The organism is Nostoc sp. LPT (assembly GCF_017115165.1).
GTDB lineage: Bacteria > Cyanobacteriota > Cyanobacteriia > Cyanobacteriales > Nostocaceae > Nostoc.
Genome location: NZ_JABXKF010000139.1, coordinates 123,638 through 147,437, shown reverse-complemented (window position 1 = coordinate 147,437; position 23,800 = coordinate 123,638). Strand labels below are relative to the sequence as shown.

Sequence of the window (23,800 nt, the reverse complement as noted above, 5' to 3'; positions counted from 1 at the left end):
TCATCCCTTGATTCAGCAACGCCTAAATTTTCAGTAATCTTTTGGACGGAGAGGGGGGGATTCGAACCCCCGTTGAGTTTCCCCAAAACGCATTTCGAGTGCGTCACCATGAACCGCTCGGACACCTCTCCAACTATATTATTCAGACATTTGAGTATTTATTCTACACTCAAATGCGATAAATTTAGGGAAATCTTGCTGGATTTCCATACTACTATAGCATTATCGCTTTTTTTGCGTAACGATACTAACTGGACTTTAGACTAAAAAGCACAAAATGACTCAGGGAAGCTGAGTTGAGCAGAAGCAAAAAGAAAAATTAAAAAAATTAGAAATCAAGCAGGTTTTTGCTCAGTCTTACGTGAAGTACTAGTACGCTTTTTAACGATTGAATAGCGAATTCTACTAGCCCGCGACTGTCCGGTCTTCCAGTCAGGAGATTTATAGCAAAGTGCAAAGTGCTGTTAGCGTCAGCGGGGCGTTTAGCCCGTGCTGAGTATAAACAAGCGTGAAATCAAGGCTTTTAGCAATCAACATTGTCCTAACTATGTGGCTACGGCTATACCTCATGGTTTTGGCGGAATGGATGGAGTAGAAACTCTGACCACTATTTGATTTGCGGTTCTCTCGTATGGCTTTTAGTATAAATTCCAGTATTTATCAAAGGATGATTAATCGCAGCCTGTAACAACGTATTTTCGTTAACACACAAAATTATAAATTTGTACAGTGCGTAAGTTCTAAATTTTATGCAGTCTAAGTACTATCTAAAATTTTTGTATACTGCTAATATCAAGTTGTAAGAGCAATAATACACTCTGCAACACAATTAATCCTTTGAAACTACAGAGGTTCAAACTATGGCTGTCTTAGGTAGTTTGGAAAAATCAACATCCTCAATAGCGAAACTGTACAGTTCACTTGTTGTTAATGGAGATTAAGTAATGCAATTTATCAAACAGTTAGGAAAGCAGCTAGGTTTCGTGGTCTTAATCAGTTCTGGGGTGTTTTCGCCATCTTCAGCTATGGCAGGCGAGTCGTTTGAATGGAATCAAGACTTTGATAGAAATCCTAAACCTATGATAAACGCTAGGAAAGGGGTATGTTTTCTAAAAACTATTCAAGGTAAATTTGAAGGTGGTAGAGAGAAGATTGAAATCAACATAAAAAACGGTCAGTGGTTTCTCAACGGGGATTCTGATCAATCTGGTGGTGGTGTCAGGGGGGAAGCTTATTGTGTTCAATGGACTGACTTAGTAGGTGCAAGTGGAGCAGTTTTTGGTCCTTACAATCTCAGCCAAAATGACGACGAAACAGAAGCTAGTATAAATCTAAATGGCTTTAATGAGGGGGATGGTGTTTGTTTCTTAGGTAGCATTTCAGGCAAATTTAGGGGTGGTGCCGAAAAGGTACAAGTTACTCTTGATCCTTATTCTAGAGAATGGATATTAAAAATAAATTCCAAACAGATTGGGGGTGGGGTTAGTGCCAGTGCATACTGTATCCCAACTGCCTACAATTATACTAAATTAACGAACGAAACTACTTTGCTGCAACCACTAGATAAAGGTGAATCTACCGTTGATTTAGGTTCTAATTATGCTGCTTGTTTTTTAATAGGGATTGCAGGGAAATTTCAAGGGGGTAAAGAAAACGTAAATGTATATGACAATTTTGGTGAATGGTTTCTTAAAGTTAGTTCTGACCAATTTGGTGTAAGTGGTTCTACCAGATGTTACAGAAAATAATTAAAGTTTTATCTAAACTCCAGTACTAAAGCAAACGAAAATAGCTCGACAGTGGATTCCATTGACTTCATGTCGAACAACCAGAGAAATGAGTGAGAGCAAAAGCGTTAGGCAGTATTTTTAGATACTTTCTTGAGGTGGTCTGAACTGTATTGCTTTAGATGTCTATATTAAATTTGATGGGCAAAACTGAGTGAAAAATTATGCATCGCCAGATTAACATCACCTTGCCAGACGAGACAATTGAACTAATCGATCGACTGATATAAAAAGGCGATTCTCCAGAAGAGACACTGCGCGATCGATTAATCTAAAAGACGCGATTAATCGCGTCTCTACTTCTCTGGCTTAGACCTTAGTGTAATTATCGATTACTTTGGCTAAGTCTGGCACTGCTTCTTCTACGTGCTTTTTGGCTGAACCGCGAAGTTTTTCATAAGTTCCTCGTACGATTTGGCGGTTTGAGTTCTTGACTCTCGCATCAGTAACACTCAGTAGTGCATCTGCTGTATTAGAGCGATTTGCACTTAGATATTCAACTGGGTCGCCTTTCTCTAGGCCTTGACTCCAGATGGGATCGAGAGCGGTAAAGCATTGCGGTAATATCTGCTCAACGACATAGGGAATGTACCCTGGTTTAACCCCCTTCAAAGCAGCAAAGGCAGTTTTCAAAGCGATACCACTCATCCCTGACTTGGATGCAAGCTGTCCTTCGATCATGTTGCAACAGTCCTCTATGACCATAGTCTTTTTGGTCGGGTTCAAAAGTCCGTCGCTAAGTCCCATTTCACTCTTCCTTATCTAAGTACTTAATTTCTATTCGACTAATTTTTTTAGCAAGCAGGAAATTACAGAAAATGGTATCAGAGTTAGAGGATGTTGTGGATAAGCTGATACGCTTTATAACCTGCATAGTTCAAATCGCTAAAAAAAAGATGCGGGGACTAAGAGAAGTCCCCTAACACTGGCAAGCATTCTCAGGTTATCTGCACTTTGCTAGGAGACTTAAGGGCAATTAGGTTATCCCATCCTGCTGAGACCTAAGTTGCGTCTCTGGCTGACTTGAGCCAGCAGGTAGAGCCTCATGTCTTGATCCCGAAGTTCCATTTGGAGAATCTGGAGGTTTTGAACCTCCTAATCGCTTGCGAGAAAATATAGCCTGAGCCAGAGTCTTGACTAAGATGTAAAGAATTGGCACTAAGAACAAACTCAAGAACGTCGAAAGCAGCAGCCCCCCAAAGAGCGCTGTTCCTAAAGACCAACGGCTGCTAGCTCCAGCCCCTTGAGAGATTACCAAGGGTAAAAATCCTAACAGCGCTGCAAAGGAAGTCATTAAGATCGGTCGCAGACGTTCTTGCCCCGCTTTCACTGCTGCCCTTGTGTAGCTCATGCCCTGCTCATGCAGCTGATTGGCAAATTCTACGACTAGAATTGCGTTTTTTGCAGCTAGACCAATCAAAGTCACCAGACCTACCTGGCAATAGATATCATCCACCACTTTGGGGAAGAGGCTACCTACCATGAAAATATTTGATCGTAGCCAAAGGGCTGTCATCGCTCCCAAGACTGCTAGAGGAACCGTCAGCAAAATAATAATCGGGTCAACGTAGCTTTCATACTGAGCCGATAGCACCAGAAAGACAATCACGATCGCTAAGGCAAAAATCAAGCCCGTAGCTCCCCCAGATGTCTTCTCTTGGAGATAAGTCCCTGTCCACTCATAACCAAATCCTTGAGGCAAGACTTCTGCTGCAATTTGCTCCATCGCTTTAATTGCCTGTCCAGAACTAGCACCGGGAGCAGGAGCGCCCTGTACTTTGATTGACCTGTACAAGTTGTAATGGGAGATGGTTTTCGGCCCCACAAAGGGAGTAATTTTCACCAAACTGCTCAACGGAATCATTGCACCATTTGCAGAGCGAACATACAGCTTGCTAATATCATCTGGATTAGAGCGGAACACCCCATCTGCTTGGACATACACTCGATACTGTCGCTGTCCCTGCACAAAGTCATTCACATATTGCGACCCCAAGTAACTTTGCAACGTTCCAAAGATATCGTTGAGTTCGACGTTGAGAGCTTTGGCTTGATTGCGGTTTACCTGAATATCAAATTGAGGAGTGTCTGCGGTGAACTGAGTGAAGACTCTTTGGAGAACAGGATTTTTATTTGCCGCCCCAATCAATTTTTGAGCATTCTCAATTAGGGTTTCAATCGGCGCACTTCCAGTTTTGTCTTGAATGATAAACTCAAAACCACCCGTAGTACTTAATCCTCTCACTGGAGGAGCATTCACTGCGATCGCTCTAGCATCTGTAATTGCAGAGAGCTTTTTGTTCAGTCTCTGAAGTATTCCATAGACAGATTGAGATTCTTCAGTTCTTTCTTTCCAGGGTTTCAGGTTAGCAAAGGCAATGCCTAAATTAGAAGCATTACCATCGAAACCAAACCCACTGATCATAAAACTAGCTTGAACTTCGGGAAGCGATGTGACTTCCTTGACAACCCGATCCATAACAGATTCAGTGTATTTCAAAGAAACCCCGTCTGGCCCTTGGACAATGACAAAGAAGTAACCTTGGTCTTCCTCTGGAATAAATCCGGTAGGCACTGCTCTGTACATCAAAACCGTTGCGACTAAACCAGTAATGAAAACCCCAATTACAATCGGCTTGACATGGGTAAGGTAGCTAACAAACCCGACATATCGGCGCGTGAACCAGCTAAATCCCCGATTAAACTGCGTAAAGAACCAACCTAAAGGGCCCCGTGGAGTCTGAGCTGGGCGCATGAGAATGGCTGCCATACTCGGAGAGAAGGTTAAGGCATTGAAGGTCGAGATGCCAATCGAGCAAGCAACCGTTAACGCAAATTGTTTGTAGACAATCCCAGTAGTGCCCGGAATAAATGCAACTGGAATGAATACCGCCATGAGCACAAGTGAAGTGGCAATGATTGCCCCAGTTAACTCCTTCATGGCTTCGACAGCCGCCTCAAAGGGCCTCATGCCCTCCTCTAGTTTGACCGCAACTGCCTCCACTACAATAATCGCATCATCGACGACGATCCCGATCGCGAGAACGAAACCAAATAAGGTCAGTGTATTAATTTGAAATCCTAAAACCAACAAAGCCGCACACGTCCCAATCAAGGAAACGGGGATCGCAACAGTAGGAATAATCGTGGTACGCCAGTCTTGCAAAAAGACAAAAATTACCAAGACCACCAAGACAATCGCCTCAACTAGAGTGTGCAGAACTTCTTCTAAAGAAATTTCTACAAATGGAGTGGTATCAAATGCCACCTGTGCTTTTAGTCCAGGTGGAAAATTCTTCTCTAATATTTTGATCTGGTTTTCAACAGCATGAGCAACGTTCAGGGCATTACTACCCGGAAGTTGATATATACCCAAACCCACGGCTGCCTTGGGAGCATTTCCTGGGATGGTGAATTTGGCATCAGCAAGATAGTTCTCTGCTCCCAGTTCAACTCTACCGATGTCTCTGACCTTAACTAGGGTACTATTAGTGGCGCTATTAGTGGTGCTATTAGTGGTGTCGGTGCTATTAGTGGTGCTATTAGTGCCACCTCGACTCACCTTCAGCACCATGTCTTCAAATTCAGCCGCATCTTTAAATCGACTGGTTGCCCGTAAAGCAAATTCAAAGCTTTGATTATCTGGTGCTGGTTCCTTACCAATCGCCCCTGCACCCACCTGAATATTTTGTTCTTGCAGGGCAGTTGTCACATCTTGAGGAGTTAGTTGATGTTGGGCAAGCTTGTTGGGATCGAGCCAAAGACGCATGGCATATTTGCGCTCCCCAAAAATTGTGGCTTTTCCTACACCAGGAAGCCGTTTGATCTGATCGAAAATATACAGGTCAACATAGTTACTGATAAAAATGTTGTCATACTCATTATTTTCTGAGTAAAACCCATAAACCAGAAGCAGACTGCTCGATGCCGTTTCAACAGTGACACCTGTTCGTTGAACAACATCTGGCAGTTGAGGATCGGCAAGTGATTGTTTATTTTGAACGTTTACTTGAGCAATATCGCTATTAACGTTAGTTGGGAAGGAGACAGTTATATTACTGGAACCATCATTACCCGTGTTAGAAGATATATAAGATACATCTTTAACACCATTAATTTGTCGCTCAATAATGTTGGTAACAGTGCTTTCTGTTGTTTGAGCATCCGCACCAATATTGTTGGAGCTAACGGTGATTTGCACCGGAGCGAGGTCTGGTAGCTGAGAAATAGGCAGGATCGGAATACAGATACTTCCCAGCAACAAAATGATGAACGTACAGACCGTCGTCAGGACTGGACGTTTGATGAAGGTATTGACAAACATAAATCAAGGAAAAGTTCAATACTTGTTAGTGAGATAGTAGCTTTTTATTAATATAAGAATTTATTAAGGTTTAGTGTCGGCGATCGCGCAAGATTGGAAATTGGCGATTGGGTACAAGAGGCAGAGGGGCAAAGGCGCAGAGAGGCAGAGGTGCAGAGGTGCAGAGGGGAAAAACTTACTGCAATTTCTCCTCTGCTCCCTTGCTCCCTTGCTCCCCTCTCCCCCCTATCCCCAGAGGGGGCCCCGAGTCCCCCCTGCTCTCCTGCTAGGAGAAGTCACAGTTGGGTCTAATCAACTGAAAAATGCGGTAATGAATCTAAATTTCTAATTATCTTTGCCATTACTCGGAACATTTAACAACTGATCGTCATTGACCCAAATTGCTTGTTGAGGCACAGAGATGGAAATTCCAGCTTCGTCTAGGGCAACTTTCAGGCGGCGGCGAAATTCCCGTGCGACATCCCATTGTTTGAGGGGCTGTGTTTTAATCCAGACACGAATAATCAAACCGCGATCGCCAAATTGATCTATTCCCAAAACTTGCGGCGGTTCCAAAATTTGACTCTGCCATTGCATTTCTTGATTCATCTTATCGGCAATAGTTGCAATCAACTTCAAAGCCTCTTCTGTATCGGCTTGGTAGGCGATGGGAATTGTTAAATCGGCTCGCGACCAACGACTAGAAAGATTGGCAACAACTTTAATTTCACCATTGGGAATTGTGATCAAGCGTCCTTCAGAATCCCGCAGTTGGGTCATCCGCAGATTCAAATTTTCTACTAAGCCTCCTACGTCTCCCACACTAATCACATCGCCTAAAGCATACTGGTCTTCTAAAATGATTAAGAAACCGTTAATCGCATCTTTAATTAAGTTTTGCGACGCCAAAGACACCGCAACACCAACTAAACTCGCACCCGCTAGCAAGGGAACGATATCTATACCCAAGGATATCAGCGCTATCAAGAAACCTACTCCTACCCAGATAACAGTAGTGATACTTTTAGTTACACCAGAAAATGTGGAAACTCGCAGTTGCAGCCGTTCAGAACTTTCTGGGGTGAGGAAGGCACCACTGCTAATCAGAGTGGAGGCGAAGCGGTCAATTAGGGCGTAGGTCAAACGAATTGTTACATAGATACCTAGACATACGACACCTAATCGCAAAGGAAATTGGGCGGCTATGAGAATTGCTACCTGAAAAGCTCGTGTATAGGGAAATAGACCCAATATAAAGAAGCTTCCACCTCCCCAAATTCCGGCTTGACCGAGCTGAAATAATCGTCTCTTGGCTTCTTGGAGATGTTGCTGTTGCCGTTGATTGAGTTGTGTTGTAATTGCTTGATCTGCTGGTTTTGGGTAGTTGAAGAGTTCCCTTTGCGGTTGGGAGGCAATAGAGCGTTCTAAATCCTCTTGGGAACGCCGCTGCCAGCCATATAGCCCCAAACTGATAATCACCATTGCCACTCCGGTACCAGCAGCAATTTTACCTTGGTCGATTAGAGATGGAGTTTGTCTTTCTTGCTTTGCTTGTTGTAAGTCTTCTTCTAACGATTCTTTGACTTGATTTGCCGATGTCGATACATCTACCTGTCGCAGTGCAGCATCTTCAGAAGTAACGGTCATCAGATATTGACCGTTGACATAAATTACTGGTAATTCGTTTACTTGGCGAACTTCTACCTTAACTGCTGTTTTTACTGGTGATTGAAAGTAATTTTGGCCAATTTTCTGCAACTTCTTTTGAATATCTTCTGAACGCTCAGGAAAATTGGTTCTTGTTGCCGCTATTTGAAATAACCGACGACCATCTAAATAAATCCAGCCCGAAACAACTCTGTTATCTGAATCATTACTCACACTGCTAGGAGCTTGCAGTTGCGGTAAAAAAGGAATCTGGGCTGTGGCTTTTGGCACAGATACAACGCATATGGCCATTGAACTGGCGATCGCCAAAAATTGAAAACGCACTCAAACACCTCCTTAAATCAAATCTACTAGTGACTACTTCTATAACTATCCTCCGCAATTATTTTGGGTAAATGTACCTATCTAAAGTTGGGGTTTTCCCTTTAGACGATGAAATTTTGAGATTTTTTTATCCTCTATCTTTGGACAGATGACAAAATATTGAAAATTAGCAGATAAGGCTGATTAGAATCTTACTCTTACCAAAGATAAAACAAAAAGGAAGAAGCTGGGGAGGAAGTTGACATTCTGCCGATCAAACGTCAAGCTAGTCCTGAAGACTATTCACTAGTGATTTGCTTTCATACAAGCAAAAATCGCCAGTAGTAGAATAACCTAGTAGAGTGCGTAAACTTTACGCAGCTTTCTTAATTTTTTGAGGTAACTTTTGATGACCGCAACTTCTCCCCGATTAAAGCACGAGGTTAAAGACCTCGGCCTAGCTGCCTTGGGAAGACAGCGCATTGAATGGGCTGGACGCGAAATGCCAGTTTTGCGGCAAATTCGCGATCGCTTTGCTATTGAAAAGCCCTTCGCTGGTTTACGCCTTGTAGCTTGTGCCCACATTACAACAGAAACAGCACATTTGGCGATCGCTCTGAAAGCCGGTGGTGCAGATGCGCTTTTAATTGCTAGCAATCCCTTATCAACACAAGATGACGTAGCCGCTAGCCTCGTCCTCGATCATGAAATTCCCGTCTTTGCTCAAAAAGGCGAAGATAACGCAACTTATAGCCGCCACGTCCAAATAGCTTTAGATCATCGCCCCAACATTATTGTTGATGACGGTAGCGATGTGGTTGCAACTTTGGTACAAGAACGCCAACACCAAATTGCTGATTTGATTGGTAGCACCGAAGAAACCACCACTGGTATTGTGCGGTTACGTGCCATGTTTAGAGAAGGCGTTCTCACCTTCCCCGCAGTCAACGTTAACGATGCTGATACCAAGCACTTCTTTGATAATCGCTATGGTACTGGGCAATCAACCCTAGATGGCATTATCCGCGCCACAAATGTTTTGTTGGCTGGAAAGAACATTGTCGTCGTCGGTTATGGCTGGTGTGGTAAAGGTACAGCCCTCCGCGCCCGTGGGATGGGTGCTAACGTCATCGTCACCGAAATCGACCCCATCAAGGCAATTGAAGCCGTAATGGATGGCTTCCGCGTTCTGCCAATGGCTGAAGCTGCACCCCAAGGTGATATTTTTGTCACTGTGACTGGTAACAAGCACGTCGTTCGTGGTGAACACTTCGATGTCATGAAAGATGGTGCGATCGTTTGTAACTCTGGTCACTTTGACTTGGAACTTGATTTGAAATACTTGGCTGCACAAGCTAAGGAAATCAAAGAAGTTCGTCCTTTCACTGAAGAGTACAAGTTGAAAAATGGTAAATCAGTTGTCGTTCTTGGACAAGGACGCTTGATTAACCTAGCTGCGGCTGAAGGACACCCCAGCGCAGTAATGGATATGAGTTTTGCGAACCAAGCTTTGGCTTGTGAATTCCTGGTGAAGAATAAAGGTAAGTTGCAACCTGGTTTGCACTCAATTCCGGTTGAAGTCGATCAAGAAATTGCTCGGTTGAAATTGCAGGCTATTGGTATCACGATTGATAGCCTAACACCCGATCAAATTGAGTACATCAATTCTTGGACAAGTGGAACTTGATACACTGATTAGTTGATTTTTTTTTGAGGGGATAGGCTTTTTAGCTTATCCTTTTTTTGTGTTTCGCGCATACTGCAAGCAGAACCCGTAGGATAGATGTAGATAGCACAAAGTGCAATATTTGTTAAACATTCTTGTATTTAAAATCTATTCCCTCGACCACATCTATAACTTCCTTCTTATGTTCTTCCAGCCAATCTAAGGCAGTATCAATCTGATAATATACAGAAAGCTCTTTTAATACCTGTGCCATCAGAATCACTAAAATATCATTGGTTCTACCGTTCCCTTTATGAATAATTCATATTAAAATGCCACTTGAATAAAGCTCGCAATCTAAAATTATAAAAATGGCGAAAGAGTATTGGGAGTGCCTAACTCATCCAAATAAATGCGCTGCATTTGGTTGCTGTTTAAAAATATTCGATGAGTTCTTGTATCGCTTGGTTCTAAACTGCGCTGAGTTAATTGCTTTGCTTGCTCTGCCATCACCTTCTCTGAAGCAATTGTTAACTGCATTTTGATGCCTATTCAGATGTAATTCTATCAAGTTCATCGAGAATATTGCTATCTATATCAATGTCAAATTTCCGAGCAAAATGAGCAGATGATGCAAGCAGATTTGGCAGGTCTTCCGTAAGTAATATTTTTGGATGAGGGCCTCCAGTTGACCAATCGACATATCGCCGACAGTCATTTTTTAGTTTAAGGTGAGGTGAATTACCAAGTATAGTTTGAATATACCCCTCTTCTGTATACCTGACCTGACTGTAATGTAAGGTTACGGCATTTCTTTGTTCGTGGAAATCGATAATGTACTCAGCAGCTTTGCGATTGGCACTAAACCATTGACTTCCACTGAAACAAGCAAGTTTCTTTGAAAAAGGAAGAAAAGGTTTCGTTAATAAAGGATGTTCTAAGCGTATTTCTATATTCAGTTGAGCAAAGTATTTTCTTAAAAACTGAAAAGAAAACGACTTCGTACAGTATCTTTGATAGGAATTTTTTAGCCACAACATATCTGGTGGTATTACATCAGATATATAATTTTCGTATGTGATTTGCTCATGCTCAACATAAGCATCATATGAACTTGAGGTTAGCTCATCTAATATTTCTCTTGCAGTTTTAATAGGATAGTCTGCTCCACTAAGGTATACAAACCAATCCGGTGGTTCTGTATTTTCGTACATTACTTTAATTGCCTTCACTGTAGCCTCTTCAACAGAAAAATCTGCCCACTTCGTCTCTATGTGAGGGCGTACTAATAAAACATTTTTTGACAAACTGTTTACAGATAAATCAGATTTTGAAAAATCATGATGGCACACAATTAGAGGATAATTAAACATACTATTTAACTTATTAATTAGCCTGTAAGTTTGTAAAGGCTTATTATGAGTTAGTAAGATAAAACCTATGGCATTACTCGGATAATTAGACATTTTTTAATCAAGAAGTATTACTTTTCTAAATTTTGTTGTGGTGCGTAGGCGTAGCCCGTCGTAGACATCGCACTTTGCACCAGCAGGAATGCGATCGCCTGCCTCACGGGACGCAAAAGCTACGATTCCCCCTCGGAATTACCCTTCGGGTGACGCTCTCTACGAGACGCTGCGCGTAGCTTGCAACTCTTACAGAGTACGCAAGCTCGCTAACGGGAGTTCGGACTCGACGGGAACCGCCCTGACGCTCCTTCGTCGCTAACGCTGCGCTAACGGGTTCGCCACTTTGCCAGACGCTCGTTCGCCCTTGGCGTTAGCTTCTCCCAAAGGGAGAGGCTAACTGCCAAGGGAGAAGACTCGCTAACGCTGCGCTAACGACGCAAAGCGCCAAGACGGCAAGTGGACTCACCAAGACTCCGACTCCCTCACGAATTACGAATCATTTAAGCCTTGACCGCGATTTGTTTATACACAGACAGAGCCTGAGCGACACATTGATCCATGTTATAGTACTTGTAGGTTGCTAATCGTCCCACAAAATAGATCCCTGGAGTTTCATCTGCCAGCGCCTTATATTTCTTATAAATTTCCTGATTCTCAGAACGCGGTATAGGATAATAAGGGTCTCCCTCAGGTTTCGGAAACTCGTAAACAATACTAGTTTTAGAGTGTTCCTGACCAGTTAAATATTTAAACTCTGTAACACGAGTATAAAGGTGTTGATTGGGATAGTTAATTACTGGCGCTGGTTGAAACACAGTGGTGTTGTGCGTCTCATGCTTGAAATCAAGCGAACGATATGGTAGTTTGCCGTGGCGATAATCAAAGAATTCGTCAACAGGCCCCGTGTAAACCATCTCGCGACAAGGTATTGCTTTTTCAATTTCCTGATAATCTGTGTTGAGCATTATCTTGATGTTCGGGTGATTAAGCATATTCTCAAACATCCGCGTAAAGCCGTGTAGGGGCATCGCTTGGTAGGTATCAGTAAAATAGCGATCGTCACGATTAGTACGTGTAGGAATTCTGGCAATTACTGATTTATCAAGTTCCGACGGGTCGAGTCCCCATTGCTTTTTGGTATAACCCTGGAAAAACTTTTCATACAGTACTCGACCAACTTTACTTACTACCACATCCTCACTAGTGCTAATGTGTTCTATTGGTTCAGCAAGCGATTTGTAAAACTCCTCTACCTCAAAGGAATTGAGATTCATACCATACAGCTTGTTGATGGTGTCGAGGTTGATAGGAATAGGAACAAGTTGCCCGTCTACACTTGCAAGGACGCGATGTTCGTAAGACCGCCATTGAGTAAAGCGTGAGAGATATTCAAAGACTTCACGGGAGTTGGTGTGAAAGATGTGGGGGCCGTATTTGTGTACGAGGATGCCATGTTGATCATAATGATCGTAAGCATTGCCACCGATATGGTTGCGCTTATCTACAACCAGCACTTTTTTACTAGACTGAGTTGCCAAACGTTCAGCAATAACGCTACCAGAGAAACCAGCGCCGACAATTAAGTAATCGAAGACAAATTCTCTGGTAATGATATTTGCTGCTTGTTTATCATCTGTACTTTTTGAGTTAACTTTGTCTTCACTATCACGGGCTGCAATGGCAGAGTCAATCAGTTTTATCATAGCTTGACGTATTTTTGTTGTTAATTTGTTGTTAATTGGTACAATTAATACTTTGTAGAATTAATAATAAAATACTGGTTTATTTTCGCGTGAATATCTATCTTAATGAGTATTAAATACGTCATGTTTTTTTCTTAAGTATGATGCTTTTATCAATACTAAATACGTTAACAACGTATAATAATCTCATAAATAATCATTTTTACTCTTATCCTCCTACCTCTTTGTTATAAATAGGATTTAGGTACTGTACAAATTTCTCATTTCGTGCTTTTAGGAAATTAGCGCCTTTTTACACAATTGGGGACAATACCAATTTAAATTTTGCAAAATTTAAATTCTCACGCTTCGGCTTTACGACACTTTTTACATCGAAACTGACGGCGATTTATTCGGAGTAATACTGTTTTGCCGCTCCAGGTTCATTAGGGGTGTAAGGGTGTAAGGGTTTAAGAGTGTAAGGTGAAGTCCTTTGGATTGAGATTAAAGGACTTCACGGTTGCCCAACTTATAGCTGGGCTTTTGACTCATGCGGGTGGTTGGGGCTAGATATCCCCTACCACCATGCAACCCCACACCCCCACACCCGCCCCAACGGGGCTTGGTAAATCTTGAACTATGTGCCAGTGGTTTTGGTATATGCTTTGACTTCTAGTCCCATACTTAGGACAACTACAAGAATTCGTTTCTGCCTCGATTTCTATAATTATTCCTATACCTTCAAATTCCTGACAATTTAATACCTTTATTCCTGGTATATTCAGAATTTTTTCAATAGCTAATGTCATTATTAGCACCCCCGAATTTAATTTATGCTATTCTGATTAGATACTAGTTAGCGATCGCACTTAATTCTCAATGCTAAAAAAGGTTACATAGCAAGACTTTCAGGTGTTTATTTTTTATATATTTATTTTGTTTTATTCGTCTTATTTATTTTTTTTACATAAAGGGAGCGGTAGAACCAAAAGAGCGTTACCGCTAACAGCACGGGCTAAACGCCCCGCTACCGCTAACAGCACTTTCCAGTCAGATTCTGTGAACGATTATCTTTTAGTATGGAATTTTTGATGAAATTTTTCGACAAAATATTTCGGATTTTCTGATAACTTACTGTATTCTGGGATATCCTACCTTGTGGAGAGCCAAATGATGACTATGAATATGCAACGACTCATCAAAAAAACCTCTAACCCAATTCGCAAGAAAACAGAAGTAACTCCATCATCGACTGAACCCATTGAGATGCCTGAGAGTCGAGATATTCCTGAATCGGTGGTTGAACCAAATCCACCTGTGTACATCGAAGCATCCGAATCGGACTACACCTGGGAAGATTATCGCCCTTTGCGCTCTGTTGGTAACTCTGGCTGGCAACCGTCTGATGTGTGGCGCGAGTTGAGGGTTGATAATTTCTGCGGGTGAGTAATATTAACGCAGAGAGCCATTCGATTTATTGCTGAATAAAATTATACGTTTGTGTAAGTCCTGCTGAAATGTAATTCCTCAGCTACAGCAATGAAGTAGCGCAGGTGTCATAGTCCCATATTTTTGATACTTTATAGGTCTCAATTTTAAATAAATATATATTGGACATCTCAAAAAAGGCTACATATCATACTCGTACAGAGATTTGATTGAGGCCAGAGCAATGAGTGAAAAAACAACCTCAGATAATTTTAGAAGTAAAGTTGTCACACAAGGAGTACAGCGATCGCCAAATCGCGCTATGCTGCGTGCAGTAGGTTTTCAAGATGAAGACTTTAAAAAAGCAATTGTCGGTGTGGCTAATGCCTACAGCACCATCACTCCCTGTAACATGGGGATTAATAAACTAGCATTCATCGCTGAAGCTGGAATTAAACTAGCTGGGGCAATGCCGCAAATGTTCGGCACAATTACTATTAGTGATGGGATTTCGATGGGAACTGAGGGGATGAAATATTCCCTAGTGTCACGAGAAGTGATTGCTGACTCCATTGAAACCGTCTGTAATGGTCAAAGTATGGATGGCGTGATTGCCATCGGTGGCTGTGATAAAAATATGCCAGGGGCAATGATTGCAATAGCAAGGATGAATATCCCGGCTATCTTTGTTTACGGTGGGACAATTAAACCCGGACACTATGAGGGTCGCGACTTGACTGTTGTGAGTTCCTTTGAGGCTGTGGGTGAATACAGTGCTGGTAAAATTGACGACACCGAACTGATGGAATTAGAACGCCGCGCTTGTCCTGGTGCTGGTTCTTGCGGTGGGATGTTCACAGCCAATACTATGTCTTCGGCCTTTGAAGCGATGGGCATGAGTTTACCCTATTCTTCCACAATGGCGGCGTCAGATGATGAAAAAGCCGATAGCACCGAAGAATCAGCCAAGGTATTAGTAGAAGCAATTCGTAATCAACTTTTACCCCGGCACATTATCACGCGCAAATCTATAGAAAATGCTATTTCTGTAATTATGGCTGTGGGTGGTTCAACTAACGCCGTGTTACATTTTCTGGCGATCGCTCGTGCGGCTGGTGTAGAACTTAATCTAGATGATTTTGAAATTATCCGCGATCGTGTCCCTGTTTTATGTGATTTAAAACCCAGTGGTAGATATGTCGCCACAGACTTACATCAAGCTGGTGGTATTCCCCAAGTGATGAAAATGCTATTGGTACATGGATTACTTCACGGTAACTGTATCACCATCACAGGTAAAACCATCGGCGAAATTTTAGCAGATGTCCCCGATGAACCACCCACCAATCAAGATGTGATTCGTCCTTGGAATAACCCGATGTATGCCCAAGGTCATTTAGCCATCCTCAAAGGGAATCTCGCTACAGAGGGAGCAGTAGCAAAAATTACAGGGATAAAAAATCCCGGCATTATCGGTTCTGCACGGGTTTTTGATTCCGAGGAAGAATGCTTAGATGCCATCCTTGCAGGTAAGATTAAAGTCGGTGATGTGATTGTCATCCGTTATGAAGGGCCCAAAGGTGGCCCTGGTATGCGGGAAATGCTAGCACCCACCTCAGCAATTATTGGTGCGGGTTTAGGTGATGCAGTCGGGTTAATTACTGATGGACGCTTTTCAGGCGGTACTTACGGGATGGTAGTTGGACACGTTGCTCCCGAAGCCGCCGTTGGCGGTGCGATCGCTCTGGTCGAAGAAGGTGATAGCATCACTATCGATGCTAATTCTCGCTTGTTACAAATCAACATTTCTGATGCAGAATTAACTAGTCGCCGCGCTAAATGGCAACCCCGTCCACCCCGTTATACAAAAGGCATCTTAGCAAAATATGCTAAGTTAGTTTCCTCTAGTAGTGTTGGTGCTGTCACAGACTTGGATTTATTTCATGAGTAGGGAGTAAGGTTAGAGACGCGATATATCGCGTCTCTCTACAAGAGTATGGAAAGACGACTTTCTAGCATTGGCTGTGAAACTTATTTCATCTTTTAGCGATCGCTGGATGTCAAAATCGGAAATGTATGCTTCTTGTTTTTTCCTGCGATCACGACCCGTATTTACTTATCTTCACATAGTCTGCTTTTTTTAAGTCGCTCTACTTATGTTTTAAAGTAGAAATAGTTGATTGAAAGTGTTTGTTACTACCAATGAAAGTTTTAGGGTTAATCTTGCCAGTCCTGTTGCTGCTATGCAGTCCTGCTATGGCAGTTGAGCTTAAAGGACAAAATATTGATGGTCAAAAGCTGCCTGCTAGAGCTTATTACTATGCAACTGGTGGAGTCTACAAAGTTCAGGTGCGCTTTCACAACAAACGAGCCACAATTTACTTTGACGACGGCAACCAAACAACTATACAGTTGAACCAGCAAGCGATCGCTGACTCAAAGAATATTGAAGGTTTTGGAAAACTAGGACAATATCCTCTAAATAGAACATTCAGTGTTGGGTTGGTGTATGACAATAATTGGCTCGGTAGCAATGATAATCAATTCCAACTGTCTAATCCGCTAGATGGGTTGTGGAAAATTAGTTTGGAGTGAATACTCATCCGACTTTAAAAAGGTTTCTTACTTCTAACAGGGCAAGTCAACAATATGTCCTCTGCTAAATTCAGAATAATTACTTAATTAACAAAGTAATATATATAGCATTTTTGTTTGCGTGAGGTACACCCGTAGGGACGCGATACTATCCATTGGTGTCAACTTAAGCAAAAAGTAAGCAAAAGATGTAATCTAGGAACATGAATAATGATGTTCTTAGAGATACATCATGGCAAGAAAACGACCAGCGCAAACAGGAAATCCAGACCTGCGGCAGCAAAAACAAGTACCGATGCCGCCAATAGAGGAAATAGAGCAAAAAATCTACACATTGCTATCGCCTCTGAGTTTTAAACCCCTGAGATTGAGTCAAAAGGATACTATCGTGTCCCTAGACTGTTTTTTATGACATTCCCAGGAAATAACTGTTACCTTTGCGATCGCAACGGGAATCATGAAATAGAAGACTTTCAATATTTAAAGTTCCACTGGGAATGGAAAACTCCTCTACTACTCAACCCACACAACCAAATTCAGAACCGCAAGAATCTTATTCAGACGTGACATTCTCCTTGCGTCAGAATGAGCAACAAAAAGCCTTATCTAGAGTTATTGCCCGCATTCGGGAGTCTCTAGACATAGAAACTATCTTCAAAATTACAGTCACTGAAGTTCGCCAACTTCTGAAAAGCGATCGGGTTAGCGTGTTTCGTTTTTATCCTGATTTGGCATGGGAAGGAGAATTTATCTACGAAGATGTAGCAACAGAATGGAATTCGGCATTAGCAGCCAAAGTGTGCGACCACTGCTTTAGCGAAGAGTTCGCACACTTGTATCAGCAAGGTCGGATTAGAGCAATAGCTGATATTTATCAAGTTAATGCTAGTGATTGCTACATCCAGATTCTGGAAAAATTCCAAGTACGTGCCAATATAACTGCCCCCTTGATCAAAGGTAAAGATTTATGGGGATTGTTATGTATTCATCAGTGTGGTAATCCTCGACAATGGGAAGCATCAGAAATTGAGTTTGTGCAATTAATCGCCGAACATCTAGCAGTTGCTTTACAGCAATCAGATTTCCTGGAACAAGTCAAACTACAATCAGCAGAACTAGCACAAGCAAAAGCCAGAGAAAAAGCAGCCCTATGGCAGAAAACCGTAGCCATTACCATTGAGAAAATTCGTCAGTCCCTCGATTTGGAAAGTATTTTTCACACAACCACCGCAGAACTTAGGCAGCTACTAAATGCCGATCGCGTGGCTATTTATCGCTTCAATTCCGATTGGAGTGGTGAATTCGTGTTTGAATCAGTCGCAGAGGGTTGGGTTTCCCTTATAGAGAGACAGTCGCAACGGCCAGAATTGAAAGAGAACGTCAGCGAATGTAGCACTAAAGATTTAGCTAACCCCCCAGTCGCTGATACCTACTTACAAGATACAGAGGGTGGTAACTTCACTCAGTGTGAAGTGTATCGAATTTGTAATGACATTTACAATTCAGGCTTTAGTGACTGCTACATTAAAATTTTAGAGATATATCAAGCAAGAGCTTATGCGATCGTTGCCATTTACCACGGTCAAAAGCTCTGGGGCTTGCTAGCAGCGTACCAAAATGCTGAATATCGTGATTGGCAAAAAGATGAGGTTTACTTGCTTACTCAAGTGGGCACCCAACTAGGTGTAGCTTTGCAGCAAGCAGAATTTATCCAACAAATGCAAATCCAAGCAGCAGATATCAGTAAAGCTGCTGAAAGGCAAAGGGCGTTGGCGCACACAGTAGAAAAAATTCGTCAGTCTCTTGAAATTGAAGCCATATTTAAAACCACTACTCAAGAAGTTCGTCGGCTATTAGAAGTGGAACGAGTCGCAATTTATCGCTTCTATCCTGATTGGAGTGGGGAATTTGTGGCTGATTCCATCGTTGATGGCTGGACACCAATGGTTAAGCCGCAGCCAGTGACAGAACGCGTACTTGTGCAAGGAAAACAAGCAGGTAAATATGCACGTAATGAAGTTTTTGTCCCAATTTCTCAAGGCGAAAAACTCTGGGGATTGTTAGTAGCCTATCAAAACTCCCAGCCTCGTTATTGGCAAGATGAAGAAATCAACTTGCTAGCACAAGTTGGCGTTCAATTGGGAGTAGCATTACAGCAAGCTGAATCCTTGACACAGATGCAGGTGCAAGCCCAAAAACTGGCTCAAGCCGCCGAACGAGAACGGAAAGCAGCCGAAAGAGAGAAGGCCCTGGCTGCAACCGTAGAGAAAATCCGCCACTCTCTTGATATTGACACCATTTTTGCTACTAGTACAGAAGAAGTCCGACGGTTATTAGAAGTTGACCGAGTGACAATCTATCGATTCCGAGCTGATTGGAGTGGCGAATTTGTTGCTGAGTCTTTAGCCCAAGGTTGGACATCAGTAAAGAAAATTGTACCCGCGATGTCTACGACGGGCTACGCCCATGCAGATGATTACTTGCAAAAAAATCAAGTAGGAAACTTTGCTAATGGTAAAACTCTGGTCATTAAGGATATTTACAGCACAGATGATTCTATTCCTTGTATTGCCTTGATTGAACGAATGGAGGCTAGGGCATATATGATTGTGCCGATTTTTCAAGGTGAGAAACTTTGGGGATTACTAGCAGCTTATCAAAATATTAAACCCCGTGATTGGCAAGAAGATGAGGTAGATTTGCTGATGCAGATCGGTACTCAGTTAGGGGTAGGACTTCAGCAAGCGGAATTACTCGAACAAACTCAACATCAAAAAGAAGAGCTGACCCAGACTCTTAAAGAATTACAGCACACTCAGAGCCAGTTAATTCAAAGTGAGAAAATGGCGGGCTTAGGGCAGTTAGTTGCTGGTGTAGCACATGAAATTAATAACCCGATCAGTTTCATTTATGGCAACATCACTTATGTTACTGAACATAGCGAAAACTTATTTAAATTACTGCGCTTTTATCAGAAACAGTATCCTATAACAACAGGAGAAATTCAAAAGCAAATAGCAGCAGTGGATTTAGATTTCATTAGTGATGACTTGCCCAAAATTCTGACTTCCATGAAGATGGGGGCAGAGCGGATCTCTCAATTAATCTTGTCGTTACGAAGTTTTTCTCGACTTGACGAAGCAGGAATGAAGCCTGTTGACCTTCATGAAGGTATCGACAGTACTTTGCTAATTTTACAACATCGCCTGCAACCACAAACTAATTCTTTTGCCATTGAGGTAGTTAAGCAATATGGTGAATTGCCCCCAGTAGTCTGCTATGCAGCCCAGATGAATCAGGTGTTTATGAATATTCTCAACAATGCAATCGATGCACTGGAAAACTCAGTAACTAGTGGAAAAATAATTAATAATCCTAAAATTTGCATACGTACAGAAATCATAGAAGGGAATACTGTTCTGATTACGATTGCTGACAATGGTTGTGGAATTTCAGAGATTGTGCAATCGCGCATTTTTGAACCTTTCTTTACCACCAAACAACCTGGACAAGGCACTGGCTTGGGGTTATCTATTAGCTACCAAATTATTGTAGAAAAACACGGCGGTCAACTCAAGTATGTTTCTGAACCTGGTAATGGCTCTGAGTTCTGTATCCAAATTCCGAGCAAACTGTGAGTTAGCTAGAAGAACTCTAAGCCCAACACAGCACTGTCAGACGACGATAATTTTTTTATATTTCGCTCAAAGGTAGAAATATTTATTAGTACTTTTACACCTATGCTACAATCAGCCCCTAGTTTCGAGAACAGCTACTCTATAGGAAAGCTTACAGAAAAAGTGAATACTACTTGTCGTTAGGCTTTCACTAAAGGTCTGAAAAGTTTGATTCCTATTAATATACATAATTATAGATTTATATAGTGCGTAAGTCTTACCTAAGAATGAGGGCAATTCCGTAGAGTATTTATAAAGTGATACCTGTACACTTATTTAATTTTGTTACGGAAATTACACCATGAGTTCTCAACAAAAACCCAATAGTAAACAAGGGGAAACTGCTGCCAAGAAAGAAAGCACAGCAGCTAAAAAAGCTGATAAAGCTGATAACTTGGATTTAGATTCACTTGTTTCTGCACTAGAAGGAGACTTGACTGCTCTTGATAGCGAAACTGCCACTGGCTTAATCGAGGAGTGGTATACTTATTTACACAAAACTAAAGAGCCAGAAATCAAAGAAATTGCCGATAACCTCAAGCAACTCAAGCAACTGGTGAAAAGCGGTAAGGCCACAGGTCATGAAATTGGTGAAGTGCTAACTGAAATCGGTGAGCAAACAAGTAATGTTGCTTCTGATACTGATAAGGAACTAAAAACTCCGTTACAGAAGTTGGGTAAGCAACTTCGCAATATAGGTGTTTCACTAGGTAAGGCGGAAGACCGCGAACAGATTGAATACATAGAATCAGTAATAGAAACCCTTGAAGGAGACTTGACTAAAATTGAACCTGAGGCGGCGCAAGGTGCAATTGATACGTGGTACAGCTTATTGCATAAGTCTGAAAACGAGAATCTCCAAGAAGTTGCTAATGGACTTAAAGAACTTAAGCAACTCTTGAAGCGCAAAACCGCTAAAGGTGCTGACTTTGCCGAGGTGCTGACAAAACTGAGTGAACAAACTCAACAAGCTGCAACTGAAGCCCCAAGGGGATTTAAGGGGCCAATTCAAAGATTGGGTAAGCTTTTAAGTAAAGCTGGCAAGTCATTGGATTAATTTTAAAGTCTGTTTAATTACCAATAATAAAAGCACCTCATTTCACTTTGGCTGAGGCTAATGTGGAGTGGGGTGTTTTGTATAATCACATCACTACGTTTTTGCGTCTTACAACTGGTTTTTCTCTGTTACCAGATTGTTTATTAATGAACCATAAAGACATTAAGACACAAAGAAGAAGAGGCGATGCCTTCTCTACCAGACGCTACGTGTAGCTTGCTTCCCCGTAGGGGTACGGCGGGCTTTGCCTACGCATTTCAAGAAAAAGCAAACGATCGCCTAGCTTATAAAGTCAGGTTAGACAAGACAAAACAAGCAAGTCACTTTGTCAACGCACTACCCATTTAAGCCGCCTTACAAACAGTCGGTTTTGGAAGTGCTTCCCCGGTGGCTTCATAAGCCATTATCAGTGACTCCAATGCTTCAGCACCATTTGCAACAGCTTCCTCATAAGTATCGCCATGTGTCCGAAAAGGCTGTCCAGGGAAATCGGGAAATCCGACTAAAAAGCAGTTGTCTTCATCAGACCATTGAATTAGCATTTGATATTTAAATTTGCTCATCTTCTTGATTCTCTCGCTGTTTTTCTTCTACTTCTTGAATTGCTTGTTGAACGTCTTTCTCTTGATAGCGTTTCGCGTCTGAACTGTCTTTACCAGAAACCGTGAGTTTTCCTGCATATAAAGGATGTATCCAGTTTGTATGACTTCCTTTACCTGGAATTTCTGTAAAATTCGCTCTTACCAACATTTGTTTAAGTTCCCTGATTTTCTTTGGCATTGTCAGGTCTAGACGCTTAATTAATCCCAAGATATCGCACTTACAGCAAATCGGGGAATGCGATACTCCAAAACGAGTTTAGGGCGAACGTATTTTAATTAAGTAGGTTATGCGATCGCTCTTTTTAGCCAACCACAGAGATGCAGAGGATACAGAGTAAGAAGAGAGCGATGCCTTTGGCGGGCTTCACCTACGCACTGTGGAGATTTTTACAGGCGATCGCTTATCATAATTTCACTACCATTACTAATATAAGTTGCTCTATGAATAAATATGGAAACTAAAGAAATTCTCCAAGCACTCCCAAACCTGAGCATAAGCGATCGCCTGAAGATAGCTGAATCAGCCCTGCAATTGGTTCTTCAAGCTAAAGATGAGCAAAAACGCCAATTAGCACTAGCCGCAATCACAGCAATTGTAGACTATGCACCTGGTAGTGAATTAGATATATTCTCTGACTGAGAAGGAGAAGACTTTTGTGACTATCCAGATGAAGACTTCCACAACTCAAAGAATTATGTACAGAGGTGAACTGGAGGCATCCCCTCTATGCTCAGGAAATTTATGAGAAACTAGAAGATATTACAAAAAATAATTTATGTTAGGTTTGGAAAGAGTTACATTTGATCCTCGCATTATGGCGGGACAAGCGTGTATTCGCGGGATGCGGATTCCAGTTTCATTGGTGGTTAATTTGGTAGCTAATGGCAAATCTGTAGAAGAGATTTTAGAAGAATATCCTGATTTAGAACTAGAGGATATTCGTCAATCTTTACTTTACGCAGCTTGGTTAACTCAAGAACGGGTTTATCCCTTCAAAACCGCTTAATTCAGTAAAATGAAATTTTTAGCTGATATGGGAATTTCTCTACGCACTGTGTTTTGGTTGCGTAGTTCTGGTTATGATGTGGTACATTTGCGCGATGAAGGATTGCAAAAACTACCAGATGATCAGATTTTAGTGAAAGCTCGTACAGAAGAGAGGATTTTATTAACTGTAGACTTGGATTTTGCCCAACTTTTAGCCACTAGTGGGGATAATTTACCCAGTGTAATTTTGTTTAGATTAGGAAATGAAAATTACAACGCAATTAATGAGCGTTTGACAGAAGTTTTAAGGGAATGTCAGGCAGATTTAGAACTAGGGGCGATTATTTCTGTCAGTAACGAAACTTTCCGGATAAGGCGATTACCGATATAAGTTAAGTTGATTATTTGTTAGTGTAGCTTACCGTAGCGATCGCACGGTGAAGATTTTGCAGGCGATGCCTTCTCTACGAGACGCTCCGCGAACGGCAGGCTTCACCTACGCACTGTGGAGATTTTTGTAGGCGATCGCTTATCATAATTTCACTACCATTAGTAATATAAGTTGCTCTCTGAATTAATATGGAAACTAAAGAAATTCTCCAAGCACTCCCAAACCTGAGCATAAGCGATCGCCT

Annotated in this window: 20 protein-coding genes, 1 tRNA gene and 2 pseudogenes; 12 read left to right on the top strand and 11 right to left on the bottom strand. The window is 41.9% G+C overall.

The genetic code is table 11. From position 1 onward, the window contains the following. Positions 1-46: 46 nt before the first annotated feature. A tRNA-Ser gene (locus tag HWQ58_RS26455) sits at positions 47-131 on the bottom strand. A gap of 813 nt (positions 132-944) precedes the next feature. On the opposite strand from HWQ58_RS26455, the gene HWQ58_RS26450 reads away from it, so the two are divergent. Then, on the top strand, positions 945-1,748 hold the full coding sequence (locus tag HWQ58_RS26450; RefSeq protein WP_292869435.1) for a hypothetical protein: 804 nt from the start codon (positions 945-947) through the stop codon (positions 1,746-1,748). A gap of 348 nt (positions 1,749-2,096) precedes the next feature. Here the strand turns inward: HWQ58_RS26450 and HWQ58_RS26445 are convergent, their stop codons facing one another. The 3 genes from HWQ58_RS26445 to HWQ58_RS26435 form a co-directional block, all read right to left on the bottom strand. Further along, positions 2,097-2,534, bottom strand: coding sequence for a hypothetical protein (locus tag HWQ58_RS26445; RefSeq protein WP_292869432.1), 438 nt, complete (start codon positions 2,532-2,534; stop codon positions 2,097-2,099). Between the two features lie 229 nt (positions 2,535-2,763). Beyond that, on the bottom strand, positions 2,764-6,111 hold the full coding sequence (locus tag HWQ58_RS26440) for an efflux RND transporter permease subunit (RefSeq protein ID WP_292869429.1): 3,348 nt from the start codon (positions 6,109-6,111) through the stop codon (positions 2,764-2,766). Between the two features lie 324 nt (positions 6,112-6,435). Next, on the bottom strand, positions 6,436-8,082 hold the full coding sequence (locus HWQ58_RS26435; RefSeq protein ID WP_292869426.1) for a mechanosensitive ion channel family protein: 1,647 nt from the start codon (positions 8,080-8,082) through the stop codon (positions 6,436-6,438). Positions 8,083-8,470: 388 nt separating this feature from the next. Between HWQ58_RS26435 and ahcY the strand changes: the two genes are divergently transcribed. Then, a complete protein-coding gene (gene ahcY / locus HWQ58_RS26430) occupies positions 8,471-9,748 on the top strand; it encodes an adenosylhomocysteinase (protein ID WP_292869423.1) in 1,278 nt (425 codons plus the stop codon). A 124-nt stretch (positions 9,749-9,872) separates the two neighbouring features. Here ahcY and HWQ58_RS26425 read toward each other — a convergent pair whose 3' ends face one another. The 5 genes and pseudogenes from HWQ58_RS26425 to HWQ58_RS26405 all read right to left on the bottom strand — a co-directional run bounded on the left by HWQ58_RS26425 (position 9,873) and on the right by HWQ58_RS26405 (position 13,627). Continuing rightward, complete coding sequence (locus HWQ58_RS26425; protein ID WP_292869420.1) at positions 9,873-10,001, bottom strand: hypothetical protein; 129 nt, start codon at positions 9,999-10,001, stop codon at positions 9,873-9,875. Positions 10,002-10,111: 110 nt separating this feature from the next. Then, positions 10,112-10,207 (bottom strand): annotated as a pseudogene (locus tag HWQ58_RS26420) (hypothetical protein); the annotation flags it as partial. A 68-nt stretch (positions 10,208-10,275) separates the two neighbouring features. Next, positions 10,276-11,193: a beta-1,6-N-acetylglucosaminyltransferase gene (locus HWQ58_RS26415; protein ID WP_292869417.1), complete on the bottom strand. Its 918-nt coding sequence runs from the start codon at positions 11,191-11,193 to the stop codon at positions 10,276-10,278. A gap of 443 nt (positions 11,194-11,636) precedes the next feature. Further along, a complete protein-coding gene (glf, locus tag HWQ58_RS26410; RefSeq protein WP_292869414.1) occupies positions 11,637-12,839 on the bottom strand; it encodes a UDP-galactopyranose mutase in 1,203 nt (400 codons plus the stop codon). A gap of 545 nt (positions 12,840-13,384) precedes the next feature. After that, positions 13,385-13,627 (bottom strand): hypothetical protein, encoded by a 243-nt coding sequence (locus HWQ58_RS26405; RefSeq protein ID WP_292869411.1) that lies wholly within the window; start codon positions 13,625-13,627, stop codon positions 13,385-13,387. 361 nt (positions 13,628-13,988) lie between these two features. On the opposite strand from HWQ58_RS26405, the gene HWQ58_RS26400 reads away from it, so the two are divergent. The 7 genes and pseudogenes from HWQ58_RS26400 to HWQ58_RS26370 all read left to right on the top strand — a co-directional run bounded on the left by HWQ58_RS26400 (position 13,989) and on the right by HWQ58_RS26370 (position 21,923). Continuing rightward, the gene (locus HWQ58_RS26400) at positions 13,989-14,264 is read left to right on the top strand and encodes a hypothetical protein (RefSeq protein WP_292869408.1); all 276 of its coding nucleotides are present in this window, start codon (positions 13,989-13,991) and stop codon (positions 14,262-14,264) included. A 226-nt stretch (positions 14,265-14,490) separates the two neighbouring features. Beyond that, positions 14,491-16,197 carry a dihydroxy-acid dehydratase gene (ilvD, locus tag HWQ58_RS26395; protein ID WP_292869405.1) on the top strand — a complete coding sequence of 569 codons (1,707 nt, stop codon included), beginning with the start codon at positions 14,491-14,493 and terminating at the stop codon, positions 16,195-16,197. 305 nt (positions 16,198-16,502) lie between these two features. Further along, positions 16,503-16,841, top strand: a complete 339-nt coding sequence (locus tag HWQ58_RS26390; protein ID WP_292869402.1) for a hypothetical protein — start codon at positions 16,503-16,505, stop codon at positions 16,839-16,841. Positions 16,842-17,073: 232 nt separating this feature from the next. Further along, a pseudogene (locus HWQ58_RS26385) lies at positions 17,074-17,217 on the top strand (IS4 family transposase); the annotation flags it as partial. Between the two features lie 121 nt (positions 17,218-17,338). Then, the gene (locus HWQ58_RS26380) at positions 17,339-20,479 is read left to right on the top strand and encodes a GAF domain-containing protein (protein WP_292869400.1); all 3,141 of its coding nucleotides are present in this window, start codon (positions 17,339-17,341) and stop codon (positions 20,477-20,479) included. A 340-nt stretch (positions 20,480-20,819) separates the two neighbouring features. Beyond that, positions 20,820-21,575 (top strand): hypothetical protein, encoded by a 756-nt coding sequence (locus HWQ58_RS26375; protein ID WP_292869398.1) that lies wholly within the window; start codon positions 20,820-20,822, stop codon positions 21,573-21,575. Positions 21,576-21,761: 186 nt separating this feature from the next. Continuing rightward, a complete protein-coding gene (locus tag HWQ58_RS26370) occupies positions 21,762-21,923 on the top strand; it encodes a hypothetical protein (protein WP_292869396.1) in 162 nt (53 codons plus the stop codon). Here the strand turns inward: HWQ58_RS26370 and HWQ58_RS26365 are convergent. Both HWQ58_RS26365 and HWQ58_RS26360 read right to left on the bottom strand, forming a co-directional pair. Further along, the gene (locus tag HWQ58_RS26365; protein ID WP_292869394.1) at positions 21,920-22,138 is read right to left on the bottom strand and encodes a type II toxin-antitoxin system HicB family antitoxin; all 219 of its coding nucleotides are present in this window, start codon (positions 22,136-22,138) and stop codon (positions 21,920-21,922) included. The two genes, HWQ58_RS26370 and HWQ58_RS26365, sit on opposite strands and share 4 nt — an antisense overlap. Beyond that, complete coding sequence (locus HWQ58_RS26360; protein ID WP_292869392.1) at positions 22,125-22,355, bottom strand: type II toxin-antitoxin system HicA family toxin; 231 nt, start codon at positions 22,353-22,355, stop codon at positions 22,125-22,127. Before HWQ58_RS26360 ends, HWQ58_RS26365 begins: the two co-directional genes overlap by 14 nt. Before the next feature lie 273 nt (positions 22,356-22,628). Here HWQ58_RS26360 and HWQ58_RS26355 point away from each other — a divergent pair, with 273 nt between their 5' ends. From HWQ58_RS26355 to HWQ58_RS26345, 3 genes are all read left to right on the top strand, one after another. Further along, a complete protein-coding gene (locus HWQ58_RS26355; protein ID WP_292869390.1) occupies positions 22,629-22,817 on the top strand; it encodes a hypothetical protein in 189 nt (62 codons plus the stop codon). A gap of 136 nt (positions 22,818-22,953) precedes the next feature. Beyond that, the gene (locus HWQ58_RS26350) at positions 22,954-23,184 is read left to right on the top strand and encodes a DUF433 domain-containing protein (RefSeq protein WP_292869388.1); all 231 of its coding nucleotides are present in this window, start codon (positions 22,954-22,956) and stop codon (positions 23,182-23,184) included. Between the two features lie 9 nt (positions 23,185-23,193). Then, the gene (locus tag HWQ58_RS26345; protein ID WP_292869386.1) at positions 23,194-23,556 is read left to right on the top strand and encodes a DUF5615 family PIN-like protein; all 363 of its coding nucleotides are present in this window, start codon (positions 23,194-23,196) and stop codon (positions 23,554-23,556) included. Positions 23,557-23,800 lie beyond the last annotated feature (244 nt).